The organism is Sphingomonas sp. CCH15-F11 (genome assembly GCF_001557005.1).
Taxonomy (GTDB): Bacteria; Pseudomonadota; Alphaproteobacteria; order Sphingomonadales; family Sphingomonadaceae; genus Sphingomonas.
Genome location: NZ_LSKG01000091.1, coordinates 1 through 17,651, shown reverse-complemented (window position 1 = coordinate 17,651; position 17,651 = coordinate 1). Strand labels below are relative to the sequence as shown.

General features: G+C 68.1%; 14 protein-coding genes and 1 pseudogene. 4 read left to right on the top strand and 11 right to left on the bottom strand.

Features of this window, described 5'->3' with window-relative positions:
• From AX709_RS08440 to AX709_RS19160, 3 genes and pseudogenes are all read left to right on the top strand, one after another.
• Nucleotides 1–789, top strand: a 789-nt coding sequence (locus tag AX709_RS08440) for a DUF547 domain-containing protein (RefSeq protein ID WP_156454214.1), incomplete at its 5' end; no start/stop codon positions are given.
• 47 nt (nucleotides 790–836) lie between these two features.
• Nucleotides 837–2,192 carry a glycosyltransferase 87 family protein gene (locus AX709_RS08435; protein WP_066548756.1) on the top strand — a complete coding sequence of 452 codons (1,356 nt, stop codon included), beginning with the start codon at nucleotides 837–839 and terminating at the stop codon, nucleotides 2,190–2,192.
• A pseudogene (locus AX709_RS19160) lies at nucleotides 2,189–2,566 on the top strand (glycosyltransferase family 2 protein); the annotation flags it as partial. The gene AX709_RS08435 and the pseudogene AX709_RS19160, both read left to right, overlap by 4 nt.
• A 295-nt stretch (nucleotides 2,567–2,861) precedes the next feature.
• Here the strand turns inward: AX709_RS19160 and AX709_RS08425 are convergent.
• The 7 genes from AX709_RS08425 to AX709_RS08395 all read right to left on the bottom strand — a co-directional run bounded on the left by AX709_RS08425 (nucleotide 2,862) and on the right by AX709_RS08395 (nucleotide 12,233).
• A complete protein-coding gene (locus tag AX709_RS08425; RefSeq protein WP_066548752.1) occupies nucleotides 2,862–3,452 on the bottom strand; it encodes a TIGR04282 family arsenosugar biosynthesis glycosyltransferase in 591 nt (196 codons plus the stop codon).
• On the bottom strand, nucleotides 3,449–4,060 hold the full coding sequence (locus AX709_RS08420; RefSeq protein WP_066548751.1) for a CDP-alcohol phosphatidyltransferase family protein: 612 nt from the start codon (nucleotides 4,058–4,060) through the stop codon (nucleotides 3,449–3,451). Before AX709_RS08420 ends, AX709_RS08425 begins: the two co-directional genes overlap by 4 nt.
• A 9-nt stretch (nucleotides 4,061–4,069) precedes the next feature.
• Complete coding sequence (locus AX709_RS08415; protein WP_066548748.1) at nucleotides 4,070–5,338, bottom strand: NupC/NupG family nucleoside CNT transporter; 1,269 nt, start codon at nucleotides 5,336–5,338, stop codon at nucleotides 4,070–4,072.
• 12 nt (nucleotides 5,339–5,350) lie between these two features.
• Complete coding sequence (locus AX709_RS08410; RefSeq protein ID WP_066548746.1) at nucleotides 5,351–8,392, bottom strand: TonB-dependent receptor domain-containing protein; 3,042 nt, start codon at nucleotides 8,390–8,392, stop codon at nucleotides 5,351–5,353.
• Nucleotides 8,393–8,449: 57 nt separating this feature from the next.
• The gene (locus AX709_RS08405; RefSeq protein ID WP_156454213.1) at nucleotides 8,450–9,205 is read right to left on the bottom strand and encodes a DUF3047 domain-containing protein; all 756 of its coding nucleotides are present in this window, start codon (nucleotides 9,203–9,205) and stop codon (nucleotides 8,450–8,452) included.
• A 71-nt stretch (nucleotides 9,206–9,276) separates the two neighbouring features.
• Nucleotides 9,277–10,080 (bottom strand): DUF547 domain-containing protein, encoded by an 804-nt coding sequence (locus AX709_RS08400; RefSeq protein ID WP_066548741.1) that lies wholly within the window; start codon nucleotides 10,078–10,080, stop codon nucleotides 9,277–9,279.
• Complete coding sequence (locus AX709_RS08395; protein WP_231727463.1) at nucleotides 10,077–12,233, bottom strand: FAD-dependent oxidoreductase; 2,157 nt, start codon at nucleotides 12,231–12,233, stop codon at nucleotides 10,077–10,079. Before AX709_RS08395 ends, AX709_RS08400 begins: the two co-directional genes overlap by 4 nt.
• 262 nt (nucleotides 12,234–12,495) lie before the next feature.
• Between AX709_RS08395 and AX709_RS08390 the strand changes: the two genes are divergently transcribed.
• On the top strand, nucleotides 12,496–13,557 hold the full coding sequence (locus AX709_RS08390; RefSeq protein ID WP_066480933.1) for a radical SAM/SPASM domain-containing protein: 1,062 nt from the start codon (nucleotides 12,496–12,498) through the stop codon (nucleotides 13,555–13,557).
• A 51-nt stretch (nucleotides 13,558–13,608) separates the two neighbouring features.
• On the opposite strand, the gene rpmE is transcribed toward AX709_RS08390, so the two are convergent.
• From rpmE to bamA, 4 genes are all read right to left on the bottom strand, one after another.
• Nucleotides 13,609–13,839: a 50S ribosomal protein L31 gene (gene rpmE / locus AX709_RS08385; RefSeq protein WP_066480934.1), complete on the bottom strand. Its 231-nt coding sequence runs from the start codon at nucleotides 13,837–13,839 to the stop codon at nucleotides 13,609–13,611.
• A 190-nt stretch (nucleotides 13,840–14,029) separates the two neighbouring features.
• Nucleotides 14,030–14,509, bottom strand: coding sequence for a 3-hydroxyacyl-ACP dehydratase FabZ (gene fabZ / locus AX709_RS08380; RefSeq protein WP_066480936.1), 480 nt, complete (start codon nucleotides 14,507–14,509; stop codon nucleotides 14,030–14,032).
• Complete coding sequence (locus AX709_RS08375) at nucleotides 14,506–15,141, bottom strand: OmpH family outer membrane protein (protein WP_066480938.1); 636 nt, start codon at nucleotides 15,139–15,141, stop codon at nucleotides 14,506–14,508. The genes fabZ and AX709_RS08375 overlap by 4 nt, the downstream gene beginning before the upstream one ends.
• Nucleotides 15,141–17,651, bottom strand: a 2,511-nt coding sequence (gene bamA / locus AX709_RS08370; RefSeq protein ID WP_331709706.1) for an outer membrane protein assembly factor BamA, incomplete at its 5' end; no start/stop codon positions are given. The genes AX709_RS08375 and bamA, both read right to left, overlap by 1 nt.

The following is a 17,651-nucleotide window of genomic DNA, read 5'->3' as shown; positions in this document are numbered from 1 at the left end:
TTCGTCGCCCCTGCCCCCGCCACAAGCGCACCGATCAATTACAAGGTCGTCGACGACGTGCTGAACGCGATCGTCGTTGACGAGGGCAGCTCCACGACGGTGCGCTACAGCGCGCTGAAGGGCGACGGCGAACGAGTCATCGACCAGCTCGTTTCGGCGTTCAGCGGTATCGACCCGCGGGGTCTGAACGCCAATGAGCAGCTGGCTTATTGGCTCAACTTTCGCACGCTGCTGCTGATCAAGGCGACCGCCCAGCAGTTTCCGTCGGCCAAGCCCGCCCAGTGGCTCGAACCCGGCAACGCGTTCCTGACCGCCCGCATGGCGAACGTGGCCGGCGTCGACCTCTCGATCGCCGACATCGACGCGATCGTGCTGGCCCGCGCCGCGGGGCACCCCCACATCGTCTACGGCCTTCCGTTGCCGGTACGCGAAGCGCCTGCCTTTCCGCGCCAGGCCTATCGCGGCGCGACGCTCGATGCCGATCTCGCGGCGGCGGCGCGCGGCTTCATCAACCGCTCCGGCGTCGTTCGGACCAAGGCCGACGCCGCGACGATCCCGCGCTTCGTGCTCGATCGCCGCGCGCACCTGGGCGGCGACGACGCCGCGCTGCTCATGCATTTGCGGTCGCTCGCCGACAACAAGCTTGGGGCAAAGCTGGGCGCAGCGACCCGGCTGGCACCCGACAACCGGCTGACCCTCAATGCCTTCGCCGAGCGCAGCTTCGCGGACCAGGATCTGCACGGCGGGTTCCGCCCGACCGCAGGTGCCGGCGGCGGAGCCGGTTCCTGACGCCAACCGCGGTTCGCGCCGGCGCGCTTGTCCCGCTCGGCACCGCGGTGCTGCTGATCGGCATCGCGCCGCACTTCGCCTGGGACATCCCGCTGGGCGAACGCCCGGTGCTCGCCTTCACCGCCGCATTCGCGCTCACTGGCCTGTTGTTCGCCGGGTTCATCGCCGTTCTTTCCAGGGAGACGCCGCAAGGCCATCCAACGCCCGCCCGGTCGGTCGCGTTCATCCTGGCGGTCGGCCTGGTCGCGCGCCTGGCCCTGATCCCCAGCATCCCCATTCTGGAGGACGATTTCTACCGCTATCAATGGGACGGTGCCGTGGTGGCGAACGGCGGCGATCCCTATCGCCATCCGCCCGCGCGGTTCGTGACGTCACCGCTCGCCGAGCGATTGCTGGCGCAGGCGGGTCTGCGTCCGACCCCGCCGCCGCCGGGCCATGAAACGCTGGCGCGCGACGGGCACGACATTCTGTTGCGGATCAACAACCCGCACATCGCGACCATCTATCCCCCGCTCGCCCAGATCGGCTTCGCGCTCGGCCACTGGCTGACGCCCTGGCGGCTGACCGGGTGGAAGATCGTTGTGCTGATCGCCGAACTGGCAACTGCCGGGCTCCTGCTCGGCGCGCTGGCCAGCCTGAAACGGCCGCCGCAATGGCTCGCAATCTATTGGTGGCACCCGCTCGCGCTCAAGGAACTGGCGAACAGCGCGCATATGGATGCGCTGCTGCTGCCCTTCCTCGCCGCCGCGCTGTGGATGCTCGCCGCGGGGCGGACCCGGCGCATGGCCGCCGCGCTCGCCGGTGCGGCGGCGGTCAAGCTGTGGCCGCTGCTCGTCGCGCCGCTGATGCTGCGCCGCGATCGTCGCGCGATCGCGACGGGCATCGCGATCGCCGCCGCCGCCCTGCTCCTCGTCGCCCCGCAACTCGCGGTCGCGACCGACGACTCCGGGCTCGCGCGCTACAGCGCCGACTGGCAGCGCAACGCGCTCGCCTTCCCCGCCGCGGTTGCGCTGCTCCAGGGGTGGGTCGCCGATCCCGGGGCGGCCGTCCGGCTCGCCGTCGCCGCGCTGCTGACCGGCTATGTCGCGCATGTCTGGCTTCGCGTCCCGGCTGAGCCGCTGGCGCGCATCCATGCCACCGGCACCGCCATCCTGCTGCTGCTGCTGCTCGGGCCGACCGGCTATCCCTGGTACGCGCTGTGGCTGGTTCCGGTCGCCACCGTCCAGCCGCGCGCCAGCCTGATCGCGCTGATGGCGTGCGCCCCGGCCTATTATCTCGATTTCTGGGTCCAGCTGCGCCCCGATCCGGCTGCATGGTTCTGGCTCGCCCCCGCGCTGTCGGCCGGCCCGGCCTGGCTGCTGCTGGCGCATGAGGCACGGGCACGGACGCGGGCCCGCGCGTGACCGTCGTCGTCATCATCCCGGCCCGGGACGAGGCCGCCGCGCTGCCGCATGTGCTGGCCGCCATCCCGCGCTGTGCCGATCATGTCATCGTCGCCGACAATGGCTCGACCGATGGCACCGCTGCCGTCGCGCGCGCGGGCGGCGCGGTCGTGGTGACGGAGCCGCGCGCCGGCTATGGCCGCGCCTGCTGCGCCGGCATCGCGCAGGCCGGTCGGCTCGGCGCCGACATCCTCGTCTTCCTCGACGGCGATCACAGCGACTATCCCGAACAGATGGCGCGGCTGATCGACCCGATCCGTGCGGGCGATGCCGACATGGTGATCGGTTCGCGCGTGCGCGGGCGGCGGATGGCGGGCGCGCTGACCCCCCAGCAACGCTGGGGTAACGCGCTTGCCTGCTGGCTGATCGCGCGGATCTGGGGGGTGCGCTACACCGATCTGGGACCGTTCCGCGCCATCCGCGCCGACGCGCTGCGGCGGCTGGGGATGCGAGAGATGACCTATGGCTGGACGGTCGAGATGCAGATCCGCGCCGCCCAGCACGGCCTGCGCAGCCTTGAGGTGCCGGTCGACTATCGCGTCCGCATCGGCCGGTCGAAAGTGTCGGGAACGCTGCGCGGCGTGGTGCTGGCAAGCTGGCACATCCTGGCGATGATCGCGCGCGCCGCGGTCACGGCACCGCCAGCGGCACCAGCGCCTGCCAGCGCGCCAGATCCTCCGGCCGGTCCAGATCGTGCAGCACCGGCAGCATCACCGGGGCCACACCCCGCCGCGCCAGCCGATCCAGCGTTTCCGCCAGCACCCGCGCCGTCCCCCACGCCATGTCGGTGAACAGGTCGGGCGCGGATGCGGGCAGCCCGATCAGATAATAGCCCCCGTCCGCCGCCGGGCCGATCACGGTCCGCCCCCGTGCGACCGCATCCGCCGCACCGTTCAGGTGATCTGCGCCAAGGTCCGGAATGTCCGCGCCGATCAGGACGCAGGGCGGTGCGACCGCGGCCATGCGCCGGCCCAGATCGCCCGCCGCCTGCGCGACCAGCGTGACATCGTCGCCCAGCCATTGCGCGAACTGCTCGGCGGGTGCGCCGGTGAAATGCACCTCGAAACGGAGCCCGCTGTGCCGCATCGTCGCCAGCGTGCGATCGACCAGCCGCGCGTGCAACGCCGCCGCCGCCTTCGCACCGATTGCGGGGATCAGCCGGGTCTTTGCCTGCCCCGCCTCGGGCCAGCGCGCGAACAGGACGATGCGCGGCGCGCTCATGGCGCGTGCTTCAGGAAATGATGCGCGGCGATCGTGCGCTGCACGACGGTCAGGACGCACAGCACCGCATAGCCGCTCGCCAGCCATACGAACCCCGCTGGCCACAGGCACATGGCGGCGAAGGTCGCGATCGTCTCCGCCCCCTCGGCAAGGCCGCTATTGTAGAAAAAGCTCTTCTGGCCGTGCGCGGTCGTCTCGATCCCCCGCTGCGCCGCCAGCACGGCAAAGGCGAGGAAGCTGATGCCCGTGACGGTGAAGGTCGCGACCAGCACCAGCGCGAAGGGCAGGTTGGCGGGCGTCGCCAGCCCGAAGCCGACCGGTACCGCGACATAGAAGGCAAAGTCGCAGACGATGTCGAGATAGCCGCCGAAGTCACTTTTCGCGGTGGCCCGCGCTACCGCGCCGTCCAGCCCGTCGAGCATCCGGCTGACCAGGATGAGCGCCAGCGCGAGCAGGTAATGCTGCCACGCAACCGCCGCCGCGCCGCCCAGCCCGACCGCGAGCCCCGCGATGGTCACCATGTTGGCGCTCACGCCCGCGCGTGCCAGCCCGCGCCCGATCGCGTTGAGCGGCGGATCGATCAGCGGGCGCAGGCGCGCGTCGAACATCGCGCGACCTTAGCCGAAATGGACCAGGCCGATGACCGCGCCGGTCATCGCCGATGCACAATTGCCCGCGATCCACGATCGAAAGCCCAGCGCCGACACCTCGGCGCGCCGCTCCGGGCACAAGGTCGCGATGGTCGACACCAGCAGGCCGATGCTCGCCAGATTGGCGACGCCGCACAGCGCATAGGTGACGATCAGCGTGCTGCGCGGATCAAGCGTATCGGCGGGCAGCGCGGCCAGATCGAGATAGGCGACATATTCGTTCAGGATGACCTTGGTCCCCATCAGCCCGCCCGCCGCTCCCGCCTGCTCCCAAGGCACGCCCAGCAGCCACATCACCGGCGCGAATAGCCAGCCCAATGCCCGGCGCAATGTCACCGGCGCGCCCTCGACCAGCGGCAGCGCGGCCAGCATCTGGTCGACCAGGGCGACCAGCGCGAACACCGTGATGATCACCGCGATCACCGCCAGGAACAGCTGCAACCCGTCCATCGTGCCGCGGATCACCGCGTCCAGGCTGCTGTCATAGCGCAGCACCGGCGCGTCCCTGTCCTCCGCCGTGTCGCCGCCGCCCGGCACCATCAGCCGCGCGACCAGCAATGCGGCGGGCAGCGAGATGAGCGAGGCGGCGATCATGTGGCCGACCGCATCGGGCACCGTCTTCGCCAGCGTCTGCGCATAGAGCACCAGGATCGCGCCGGAAATCGTCGCCATCGTCAGCACCATCACCGCGAACAGCTCCGACCGCTGCATCCTGGCGAAATAGCCGCGCAGCACCAGCGGCGATTCGACCACGCCCAGGAACACCGTCGCCCCCGCCCCCAGCCCGACCACGCCGCTGACGCCCAGCGTGCGCTGCAATGCCCAGGACAGCGCGCGCACGATGACGCTCAGGACGCGCCAGTGCCACAGCAGCGCCGACAGCGCGGAAAACACGATGACCAGCGGCAGGATCTGGAACGCGATGATCACTGGTGGCGCGGCCCCCGATGCCAGCTCGAACGGCAACGGCGCCCCGCCCAGATAGCCGAACATGTAGCTCGATCCGACCCGCGTTGCCTGTTCGATCGCGGTGACCGCGCGGTTGGCCAGCCCGATCGCCGCCCACACCGGCGGCACGCGCACGATCACGACGGCGATGACCAGCTGCAGCGCCAGCGCACCTGCCATCCATCGCCAGCCGGGTCGCGCCCGCCGGTCCTCCGACAGCGCCCAGGCGAGGCCGAGCAGCAGCGCGATGCCGATCAGCCCCCGAAACTGCGCCACCCCGTCAAGCATGCGGCCGGCCTATCAGAACTTCCACGCCGCACCGAACTGGAACTGGCGCGGCGGCCCGGCATTGCGCTGCACGAACGGCGCGCCGCCGCCGAACTGAACCTGGTTGGACGTGCTCGCTGCATTGGCAAAGCCGGAGCGATTGTTGGCGTTGAACAGGTTGAAGATGTCCGCGCTGAACTCGATCGCGCCGCGCCCGATATCGAGCGCATAGCGCGCGCCGATATCGACCTGCGTCGACCAGGGCAGCCGCCCGCTGTTGCGCCCGACACCCGGATAGCGGTCCGAATTGCCGACAAACGCCTCGCCGAACGACTGGCCGTCACCGTTCAGGTCCTGCGTCCCGAAAATGCCGGCGTCGGGGATGAAATTGACCGGCTGGCCCGACTGGAACAGCCCGGCGGCGGTCAGCGTCAGCCCGTCGACGGGATAGAGCGATCCGAATGCCGAGACGACATGGCGGCGGTCGTTGGCCGACGGGCCGAAATCGGCGGCGAAGTCATTGCTGTTCGACGCGCGGAAATTCAGGTCGTCGGTGTCGTTGGTCAGCCGCGACAAGGTGTAGGACAGCCGGAAGTCATAGAAGTCGCCGCCGCGCACCTTGTTCACCTGAAGGTTGAGCGCCCGATAGGTCGACCGCCCGCCGCTCTCGGTGACGGTGATCTGGCGTGCGCCACCGGGCACCAGCGCCACCGGCCGGCTGGCATCGGCCACAGCCTGGGTGCGCACCAGCCCCAGCTGGCTCGCCAGCGCGATCCGCGCGGCATTGTCGGGCAATGCGCGCAGCCGCGCGATATTGGCCTCGGTCAGCGCCGCAAGATTGGGCGTGAACGGCGCGGGCGCGTTCAGGTCGCGCAGCCGCACCAGATCATAGGAGCGGTTGTAGATCAGATCGACCGCGATCGACAGCTTGGCCGACGCCTGGAACTGATAGCCGCCGCTCAGCTGCAGCGCATAGGGATTGTCATAGCCATTGGGGTTCAGGATGCGCGCTTCGTTGATTAGCGCGGTGTCGCGCAGCCCCTGCACCGCTTGCGGTGGCGGACAGGCGCTGACCGTCGCACAAGCGGGCGAGACGGTCAGGTTGCCGTCAAAGGTCAGCGCGGCCAGATCGACGCCGCCGCGGATGATCCCGCGCTGCTGCAACTGGCCAAGCTGGCCGCGCAGCGCGGCGGCGGTCGTGTTGCGCTGAAGCGCGTCGGAAATGATCGTGTAGGGGATTTTGCCGGTGAACAGTCCCGCCCCGAAACGCAGCGCCGATCGCGCATCGAGCTTGTAATTGAGCGCCAGGCGCGGCGCGACATTGTCGAAATCCGCGCCGCCCCCGCCCTGTTCGGTCAGGCTGTCATAGTCCCAGCGCAGTCCCAGCGTCGCGGTCAGCTTCGGCCCGATCTGCCATTCATCCTCGACATAGGCGGCGAACAGCGTCTGGCCGGTGCCAAAGGTCTGCGGCCGCAATTCGACCGAATAGTCGATGACGCGCGGGTTCAGATTGAGCACGTCGGCAGCGGCGAGGTCGAGGCCCAGCCCGCGCGCGTTGAGCGCCGCGATCTGCGCGGGGGTCAGCTCGACGGTGAAATTGCCGTCGACATTGCCGCCGCCCAGCAGCGCGAAGTCCGAATGGATGACGTCGATCCCCGCCGACACCCGGTGGTCGCCCAACCGGCGCTGCAGGCGATGGCGCGTCTGCCATGTTTCCTCCAGGTCGTCGAAGACGAAACCGGGGTGCCCGACCACGCCGATGGTCAGCCCGCTCTGGTCGCGGATCGCCACCTGCGGCCCCGCGCCGTTGACCGGCCGGCCATAATCCCAGCGAAAGCGGCTGTATTGCAGCGCGCCGTCATAGCTCCACACGTCGCCGGCATAGGCCGCCGACAGCGCGACCAGCGTCGAATTGCGCTCCTCGCTCGATCCCGCCGAGGGAAAGGTGACGTTGCCGCCGCCCAGCGATCCCCCAGGCCGCTCGATCGACACGCGACCGAAATTCCCCCGCAGCGCGACGTTCCAGTCCTCGGTCAGCCGGTGGTCGATGCGGAAAGAGCCGAGAAGGAAGCGGTTGTTCCCAGTGACGTTGCCGACCGTGCCCAGTACCGGCGCATCGACGATATTGGTGTTGGTGTCGCGGGTATATTCGAAATTGACGTAGAAGAAGGTCCGGTCGCGCTGCAGCGCGCCGCCGATCGCACCGCCGCCCTGATAGCGTTCGAAGCTCTCGCCCACCGGATTGCCCGTCAGGTCGCGGCGCGGAAAGGCCGACCGCGCGTCGAGCGGCCTACCGGGACGCACGAGCAGATAGGTCTCGCCGTGCAGGTCGTTGCTGCCAGATGGCGAGGTATAGTTCACCACGCCATTGGCGGTGCGCCCATATGCGACCGAATAGCTGTTGGCCAGCACGGTCACCTCGCGGGTGAAGCCCAGCGGCACCGGGAATTTCGGCCCGCCCAGGAAATTCTCGTTATTGTCGAGCCCGTCGATCAGGTAATTGGTGAACAGGCCATTGGCGCCGTTGATCGAGATCACCGGGGCTTCGGGAAAAAAGCCCGTCGACGGCACGACATTGGGTAGCCGCACCAGCGCGGTGATCACGTCGCGCCCCTCGATCGGCAGTGCGCGCAGCGTTTCCTCGGGCAACGTGCCCGCGATCTCGGCATTGACGGTGTTGATGTTGGTGACCGCGCGGCGGCCGGTGACGATCACGTCCCCCTCCCCCGGACCGACCGCCAGCGTGACCGCGCGGATGTCGCCCGAACGCAGTTCGACCCCGTCGACCGCGATCGGACCGTGGTCGTCGCCCGCCGCGACCGTGACCCGATAGCGTCCGGCGGTGGTGATGCCGTCGATGCGCGCGCGGCCATTGGCATCGGTGGTGACCACCCGCGACTGGCCGATATCGGGATTTTCTACCGTCACCTGTGCGCCCGCGACGGGTGCGCCGCCATCGTCGCGCAGCACCGTGATCTGGATTCCCGCCTGTTGCGCGATCGCGGTGACGGGGGTCGCGACGCCGATGCACGCCGCGATCATCAGTCCGCGCCGGTAGCTGTTGTGGTTCAACATGTCCCCCCTTCTTCCCATCTCGATCGATCCGCCCCGCCGGTCATCCGGCCCGTCGCGTCAGAACCGGCACGGCTGACCCCGCTTGACGAGGTGGAGGTCGGCAAAGGCGGCCTCGGCCGTCGCCCCGGTATTGTCGGTATCCGTCGCCACCGCGATCAGCGCGATCCGGCCCATGTCGGTGCCGAACGCGCGCTTCAGGTCGGCGGCGACGTCGCGCCGCTCGCTGACCCATTGCCCCGCGCGCAGATTGCCCGACTGCAGCACGAACATGCGCGCGCGGTCGGTATAGGCATTGGGCACCACCGTTCCGACCGGGGCCTTGTTGTCCCAGACATAGTTGAGCGCCCCGTCGGGCAGCAGCTTGCCAAAGCGCGCGCGGCCGATCGCCAGCTTCATCCGCGTGCCCGCCGACATCGCGTCGCGCGGCAGGTCGATGCCGACGAAGATCCGTGCCGCCTGATCATCGCCCTTCCGGCTGCGGATGTCGGCGGCCTCGATCACGCCCGCCACGCGCCAGCGCCAGCACAGGACCGGCGTCGCGTCGAGCGCGAAGTCGACCTCGCGCGCGAACAGCGCCTGGCTGCGCACCGCGCGCGCGGCGATGGCCGCGATGCCGCGCTCACGCACCAGCCGATATTCGGTCTTCGGCACCCGCTTGTCGATCGCCACGACCGACCAGCCCGCGCTGCCCATGTCGAACCGGCCGAAATCGTCCGCATCGGTCGCCGGCCCTGCGCCGGCCGCGATCGCGCCCAGCATGAGGATCGCGAGCGACGGTCGGCGTAGACGGGAACGGATGGTTGCGATGCGCAAGGAAGGTCTTTCCGATGGAAGCCGGACGCGGGGCAGCTACGGTGCGGCGCGACTGATGGACGCGGCCGCGCTCAGCCTGCCTTGTTCAGCCGCCAGTCGTAATCGAGATAGCTGATGCTCAGCTTGCCGGCTTTGGCCTGCGCGGTCGCGGCGGGGCTCAGCCCGATCCGGTCGCCATAAAGCGCCAGGAACGCCGGCAGGCTGCGCGCGCCGCGCCAGCCCTTCTCGAAATCGCCGCGATACCATTTGAAGATGCTCGACACCGCGACCCCGTTGCCCTGCACACGGTTGCGCGTCCGGTCGCCCAGAAAGGCGCGCGTCGCCGCCTCCAGCTGCGAGTTGAGCGTCGCGCCGCGATAGGCGGAGGTCGCCAGCGCCGGACAGCCGATGCTCGCGCAATTGACCGCAAAGTGGATGCGCGGATCGTTGTAACGCCCGCTGCCGCGGATCATGTCATGCTCGATATTGTCCAGCGTGACCATCTTGCCGAACAGACTGACGACGGGCTTCGACCACGGGCCCTGGATCAGGCTGCCCAGATCGCGGATCGACGCGATGCCCGGATAGCCGGTCAGCACCAGATCGACCGTCGCGGCGTTATAGACGTTGATCAGGAAAGCGAGCTGATCGGGCTTGGACCAGCCGTCAAAGGTCGCGCGGCTGACCTTCGCCGCCGAGGCCAGATAGCCCTTCAGCGCGGCGCGGTCGCGCGCCATGCCGTCATAGCGGACCTGCGACGACGCGCCGCCGCGGACGACGACCACGTGCCGCTTCACCAGCGCGTCCCATCCGCCATGGTCGAACCCCTGCGCCTGCGCGGCGGCGGGCGCGAACAGCATCAACAGGACCAACAGCAACCGGCGCATCGTCGTCATCCTCTCATCCAGCCATGATAGCGTTCCAGCCAGCGCAGCACGCCCTGCGGTGCGTGCGCGCGCTTCCATTCCCCCGCGACATATTTGTTGGCCTCGGCCATCGTCGGATAGCTGTGGATCGTGCCGAGCAGCTTGTTGAGGCCGATGCCGTGCTTCATCGCCAGCACATATTCGGCGATGATCTCGCCGGCATGGTCGCCGACGATGGTCACGCCGAGAATCCGGTCCTTGCCCGGCGGGGTCAGCACCTTGACGAAGCCGTGCGTCGCCCCGTCGGCGATCGCACGGTCCAGTTCGTGCAGCTCGAACCGGGTGACCTCGTGCGCCACGCCCTTTTCGTGTGCATCGCTTTCACTCAAGCCGACGCGTGCGACTTCGGGGTCGGTAAAGGTCACCCACGGAATGACCCGGTAATCCGCCTTGTAGCGGCGGAACTGGCCGAACAGCGAATTGACCGCCGCATACCAGGCCTGATGCGCGGCGACATGGGTGAACTGGTACGGCCCGGCGACATCGCCGGCGGCGTAGATGTTGGGATAGAGCGTCTGGAGATATTCGTTGGTGATCACGGTCCGCCCGGTCTCGATTCCCAGCGCCTCCAGGCCATAGCCGGTCAGCCGGGCGACGCGCCCGACCGCGACGATCAACTGGTCGAACGCGATTTCCTCGGTCGCGCCGTCGCGCTCGACGATCAGCCATTGCGTGCCGTCGCCGCGCCGCTCGCACCGGACCGCCCGGCTGCCGGTGCGGACATCGACGCCCTCGGCCCGGAACCGCGTTTCGACCAGTTCCGACACGTCGGGGTCCTCGCGCGTCATCAGCCGCGGGGCCATCTCCACCTGCGTCACCTGTGCGCCCAGCCGCGCAAAGCTCTGGGTCAGCTCGCACCCGATCGGCCCGCCGCCGAGCACGACGATCCGCGCCGGCATCTCGCTGAGTTCGGCGAAACGGTCCCACATCGTGTCGCTGGTGACGTAGCTCACGTCTTCCAGCCCCGGGATCGGCGGGACGAACGGGGTGCCGCCGGTCGCGATGACGATGCCGCGCGTGGTCAGCCGTTCCTCGCCGCCGTCGTTGCGCTTGATCGCGACGGTCCAGGGATCGACGATCGTCGCATAGCCCTGGATCACCTCGACCCCCAGCCCGGTATAGCGTTCGACGCTGTCGTGCGGCTCGATGTCGCGGATCACCTGCTGGATGCGCGCCATCACCGCGGGAAAGGGGACGATCGGCGGCGTGTCGGTCAGGCCGTAATGGCTGGCGCTACGCATCTGGTGCGCGGTCTTGGCGCTGCGGATCAGCGCCTTTGACGGCACGCAGCCATAGTTGAGGCAGTCGCCGCCCATCTTGTGCGCCTCGACCAGCGTCACCTTCGCCTTTACAGCCGCCGCGATATAGGCGGAGACGAGCCCGCCCGCCCCCGCACCGATCACCACCAGATTGCGGTCGAACCGTCGCGGGCGTTGCCATTTGGCATAGACCTGCCGCGCCTTGATCCAACCGACCATGCCGCGCGCGATCCACGGAAAGATGCCCAGCGCGACGAACGACGCGATCAACCCCGGCGACGCGATCCCTGCGAGCGACTCGATGGCGGCCAGCTGTGTGCCGGCATTCACGAACACCGCCGTGCCCGCGAACATCCCGGCCTGGCTGACCAGATAGAAGGTCCCGACCCGGATCGTGGTCAGGCCCATCAGCAGGTTGACGAGGAAAAACGGGAATGCCGGCACCAGCCGCAGCGTGAACAGATAGAATGCCCCGTCGCGCGCGACGCCCGCATCGATGGCGCGCAGCCGGTCGCCGAAGCGCGCGCGCACCAGGTCGCGGAACAGGTAGCGCGACGCCAGGAAGGCGAGCGTGGCACCGATCGACGATGCGAACGAGACGATGACCGTGCCGAGCACGAGTCCGAACAGGGCGCCGGCCGCCAGCGTCAGGATCGCCGCGCCCGGCAGCGACGCGCCGGTCACCGCGACATAGACCAGGAAAAAGACCGCGATCACGGTCAGCGGCGACCGCTCGTAATAGCCCGCAAACTCCGACTGGCTGCGTTTCAGGCTTTCGAGAGTCAGCAAGCTACCGATATCGAAGTAGAAAAACGCGACGACCAGTACGCCGATCAGTCCTAGGATCGCGATTCTTCTGATCAACGCCCTCTCCTCAAATCAACGCAAGAATTTGAAAAATACCCGTGCCGATACGATGGAACCTTCGGCCCTGTTCCTTTTACGGTGTAAGCGGTGTCCAGCGGATTGGCCAACACAAAGTATATCTTCGACCGTTGTAACCTTCTGCGTAAGGGAGTCGAACCACATTGTTCGCCCTTTTGTTCGTTGAGCGGGATCGTCAGCAGTTCGCCCGGTCCCGTCAAGGCATCGGGCGTGTCGGGCGGGCGACAAATTGGGGGCGTGCGTGCAATCGATCTACTGGGTGGTGACCTTCGCCTGCCATCGGCGCTGCCGGCACTGCTATGACGACCGCTTCCGCCCCTATGTTCGCGGCGCGCTCGATGCGGTCTTGGCGCAGGGCGAGCGGGCGATTCCCCGCATTCTCGCCAATCTGCCCGACGACATGCGCTGGCGTGACGCGGGCGGGCGCTGGCACCCGACCCAGCTCGTCCTTGCCGGCGGCGAGCTGCTGATCGACGGGGTGCGCCAGCGGCTGTTCCACCCCCTCCTCGCCGGGATCGCGGATCGCTGGGGCACGGCACGTCCGCGCATTTCGGTCCAGACGACGGGCGACATCCTGACCGACGACCTGCTTGCGGACATGCTGGCGCGCGGGGTCGACACGGTCGCGGTTGCCAGCATCGACGATCACCACGCGGGCCATGCGGGTCAGGCAAAGTTCCGCCTGATGGACCGGCTGCGCGCGATGATGACGCATCACGGCATGGTCGAAATCACGCCTGGCGACCCGCGCCCGGTGCCGCGCGCCACGCCGACCTTCCTCTTCTTCGGGGCGCAACCCGACCTGTGGATCGGTGAGATCTGGCCGCGCGGCCGGGCATGGCTGAACGGCCTGTCCACGGCGGACTATACGACAAATTTCTGCGCGCGCTGGTCGGGGGGCAAGGGCTTCCTCGACATCGGTCGCGCGGGATCGGAAGTGGCGATCGAACCCGACGGCTCGCTCTATCCCTGCTGTCTGAAGACCGCCGCGCCGCTCGGCAATCTGACCGAGGAGCGGTTGCTCGACATTCTCGCCGACCTTCGCGACGAAGCTGCGCTCCAGTCGATCAATCGCGGCGATCCCGAGGGGATGGGGCTGGCGTCGGGATGGTCGCGCGACGACTTCCGCGCACGCGCCGCGACGGCGGATCCTCTGGGGCGCGCGTTTGCCAACCCGTGTATCGGGTGCGACCGCTATTTCGCCGAGCGGCTTGGCCCCGTGCTCGCCGAGCGGCGGCGCCAGCGACTGGCGCGACGTGGCCCGCCCGACCTCGCGGTCGAGCGACCAGTCCCGATTGCGTGAAGGCCGAAGGCCGGGGCGGCACCGCGCGTGGCGCGGCGGCCGCTTCCCGCCTTACTTCTTGCCGAGCGAGAGCCCGCCGAACCGCTTGTTGAAGCGCGCGACCTGGCCACCCGAATCGAGCAGGCGCTGGTTGCCGCCGGTCCACGCCGGATGCGCCAGCGGGTCGATGTCGAGCTGCATCGTGTCGCCTTCCTTGCCCCAGGTGGAGCGCGTTTCGAACACGGTGCCGTCGGTCATCTGCACCTTGATCATGTGATAATCGGGGTGGGTATCTTTCTTCACGTTGTCATGCTCCGTCAGTGGCTGGTTTCCGACCAGCCGGACAAGGAAGGCGGCGCACTACACGCCGACTTTGCGAATTGCAACCACGCGGGTTGCAGAACACCAAGAAAGACTGTCACCCCGGGCTTGACCCGGGATGACGGAAGGTTCTGGTCCCACGATGACGGCGTGTGCTCGATTAGCCCGAATTTCACGCCGACGGCGCGTCGGCGATCATTGCGGTGAACGCGGCGCTGGCGGCGAGCTGATCGCCGAGCAGCGCCCGGCCCTCGAACTTGCACACCGTGGCGCGCTTCTGGACAAAGGCGACGTCGAGGGTCAGCAGCACGCCCGGCTCGACGGGCTTGCGGAACTTGGCCTGCTCGATCGCCATGAAGTAGACGAGCTTGCCCGAACCGGCGAGGCCCAGGCTCTCGACCGCCAGGATGCCGGCCGCCTGCGCCAGCGCCTCGACGATCAGCACGCCGGGCATGATCGGCCGGTCGGGGAAATGCCCCTGGAAAAATCCCTCGTTGATCGTCACCGCCTTGGTCGCGCGGATCGACCGGTCGAGGATGAGGTCCTCGACCCGGTCGACCAGCAGCATCGGGTAGCGATGCGGCAACGCCGCCATCACCCGCCGGATATCGAGCGGGCCGATGGCGGTCGGGGTGTCGGCCGCGTCGCTCACCGACCCTCGGGCCGCGGCGTCGCCGGTGCCGGGGTGCCGGCGGGCGCGGTGCCGGCGGCGGGACGCTGCGGCGGCGGCGGCGCGGTCACGCTGACGCTCGCGAGCTGCTGGTTGAGTGTCGTCAGCACGCCGTCGGTGATGTCGACGGTCGGTGCGGAAAACAGCACGCTGCCGCGATCGACCGCGATCTGCGCGCCGCGCTGCTGCGCGACCTGCTGGACGATCGGCAGCATCTTCTCGACGATCTGCTGGCGGACATAGGCGGCGTTGCGCTGGACGGTGTTTTCCTGCTCGGCGACCTGGCGCTGCGCGGACTGCTGGCGCGTCTGGAACGCCTGGACACGCTGCTGGAGCGCGGCGTCCGGATTGCCCTTGGCGGCGTCGATCGCGGTCTGAAGCTGCTGCTGCTCGGTCTGCAGCGGCGTGCTCAGCTGCTGCGCGAGCTGCTGGAGCGAGGTCACCTGGCCCTGGAGCTGGGTGTTGGCGGCGCGGCACGCGGTGCAGTCGCGCAGCACGCGCTCGCTGTCGACCACGGCGACGGTGGCCGCGGGAATCCGCTGGGCCATCGCCGGCGTGGCGGCAAGCGCGGCGAACGACGCCGCGGCAACAAGAGAAGTCTTGGCAATACGCATTAGAATGCAGTCCCTACGTTGAAAGTGAAGAGCTTGGGGTCATCGCCCTCGACCGAGAGGATGTCCTTGGCAAGGTCGAGCCGGAGCGGCCCGAACGGTGAGTTCCAGTTGACGCCGACGCCCACCGAGACGCGTGGCCGCGGGGAATCCCCCAGGAAACGCTCGATGAACTGGAGCTGCGGCGCGTTGGCGTTGCCGGCCGCGTCGGTCGCCGCGGTCGTGGACGAGAAGGTGCCGTCGGCATTGCGGCCGATAAACAGCGGCGCGCCGTTCGGGTCGGTCGCCTGCGGCGCCTGGAGGATCGGGCGGGTCACGCCGAACAGCGCGCCGACCTGCACGAAGACCGAAGGACGCAGCCCGAGCTCCGCCACGCTGGCACCCAGTGGCGGCTCCAGCTCGATCTTGCCGAGATAATAGGCGCGACCGCCGAGCGGATCGTCGGTCCGGTCACGACGTCCGGTCAACAGCTCCTGGACGCCCGTCTGCGGATCGATGCCGGAGAAGAACAGGCGCTGGACGCGCGGCCCGACGCCGCGGATCTGGAAGCCGCGGAACTGCGGTTCGCCCAGATAGAAGCGGTCGATGATCCGGACCGGGTCGATGCCTTCGCCCGGACTATCCTGCAACGACTTGATATATCCGCCCTCGGCCCCGACCGAGAGCACCCAGCCGCGCCCGAACGACCAGTATTTGTCGAAATCGACCCGGCCGCGCAGATAGCGGACATCGCCGCCCAGGCCGGCGAAATCGCCGGACAGCGACAGCTGCTGCCCCCGCGTCGGGCGAAGGCGGCTGTTCAGGTTGCTGAAGATCAGCGCCAGCGTGATGCTCGACGTCAGCCGGTTGCCGATCTGGTCGCACAGGAATCGCCCGGCGCGCAGCGGGTCGCACACCCCGTTGGTGAAGAACAGGTCCTCGTCGAGCGTCACGTCGTCCTGCTGCAGCGTGTAACGGCCCGACAGCTGCCAGAACTCGGTCAACGGCACGCCGCTGACGATCGAGAAGCCGGTCGACACCTGCGAGAACGTGGTGTTGCGATCGTTGTTGATGAAGTTGAACGAATTGAAGTCGCGGCGGAAGATCGTGCCGCCGAGCAGGATGGGCTTGTCGAACAGGAAAGGTTCGGTGAAGCCGACCTCGGCCGATTTCTGGAACGAGGAATAGCTGACCTCGGCGCGCAGGTCCTGGCCGCGCCCGCGGAAATTGCGCTGGCGGATCGCGCCCTGGAGGATGAACCGCTCCAGGCTCGAGAAACCCGCCGACAGCGACAATTCGCCCGTCGACCGTTCCTCGACGTTGGCGGCGAGGACGACGCGGTCCGGGGCCGACCCTTCCTTGCGCTCGATCTCGAACTTGTCCTGGAAATAGCCGAGCGAGTTGATGCGGTCCTGCGAACGCTTGACCAGGAACGTGTTGAACGCGTCGCCCTCGGCCACCCGCATCTCGCGGCGGATGACCTTGTCCTGGGTCAAGGTGTTGCCGGTGATGTCGATACGCTCGACATAGGTCCGGTTGGCCTCCGCGAGCTGGAAGGACAGCGTCATCGTCAGCGCTTCGCGGTCGCGCTTATATTCGGGCCGGACGTCGGCATAGGCATAGCCGAACAGGCCGGCATATTCGCTCAGCTGGTCGAGCGAATCCTCGACCAGCTTGGCATTGTACCAGTCGCCCTGTTTGATCGGCAGCGTCTTGGCGAGCGCCTCGTCGTCGAAATCGCGGATCGCGCTGTCGACGGTGACCTCGCCGAACTTGTAGCGCGGGCCTTCCTCGACGACATAGGTGATGATGAAATCTTCCTTGTCCGGGGTCAGCTCGGCGACCGCGGAAATCACGCGGAAATCGGCATAGCCCTCGGTCAGGTAGAACTGGCGCAGCTTCTGCTGGTCATAGGCCAGCCGGTCCTGGTCGTAGCTGGTGTTCGAGCTGAACAGGCGGAACCAGCGCGACTGCTTGGTCGCCATCTCGCCGCGCAGCGTGTCGTCGTCATATTTCTCGTTGCCGAGGATATTGATCTGGCGAACCTTCGACTTGGGGCCCTCATTGATCTCGAAGATCACGTCGACGCGGTTCTGGTCGAGCGACACCATCTGCGGCTCGACCGACGCGGCGAAGCGGCCCTGGCGGCGATAGAGCTCGATGATGCGCGCAACGTCGCTCCGCACGCCGCTGCGCGTGAAGATCTGGCGCGGGGCGAGCTTGATCTCGGGCAGGATCTTGTCGTTCTTCAGCCGCTTGTTGCCTTCCAGCACGACGCGGTTGATGATCGGGTTTTCGCGAGTGCGGATGATCAGGTCGCCCGTCTCGACGCCCTCGATCGACACGTCGGCCAGCAGGTCGCTGGCATAAAGGTCCTTGATCGCCTGGTCGACCGTCTCGCTGGTATAGGGCTCGCCGACGCGCAGCTTGGTATAGGACAGCACCGTCTCGGGCTCGATGCGCAGCGATCCTTCGACGCGCAGCGAACGGATCGTGCGCACCTGGGGCGGGGTCGCGGGCGCGGCGGCCTGTGG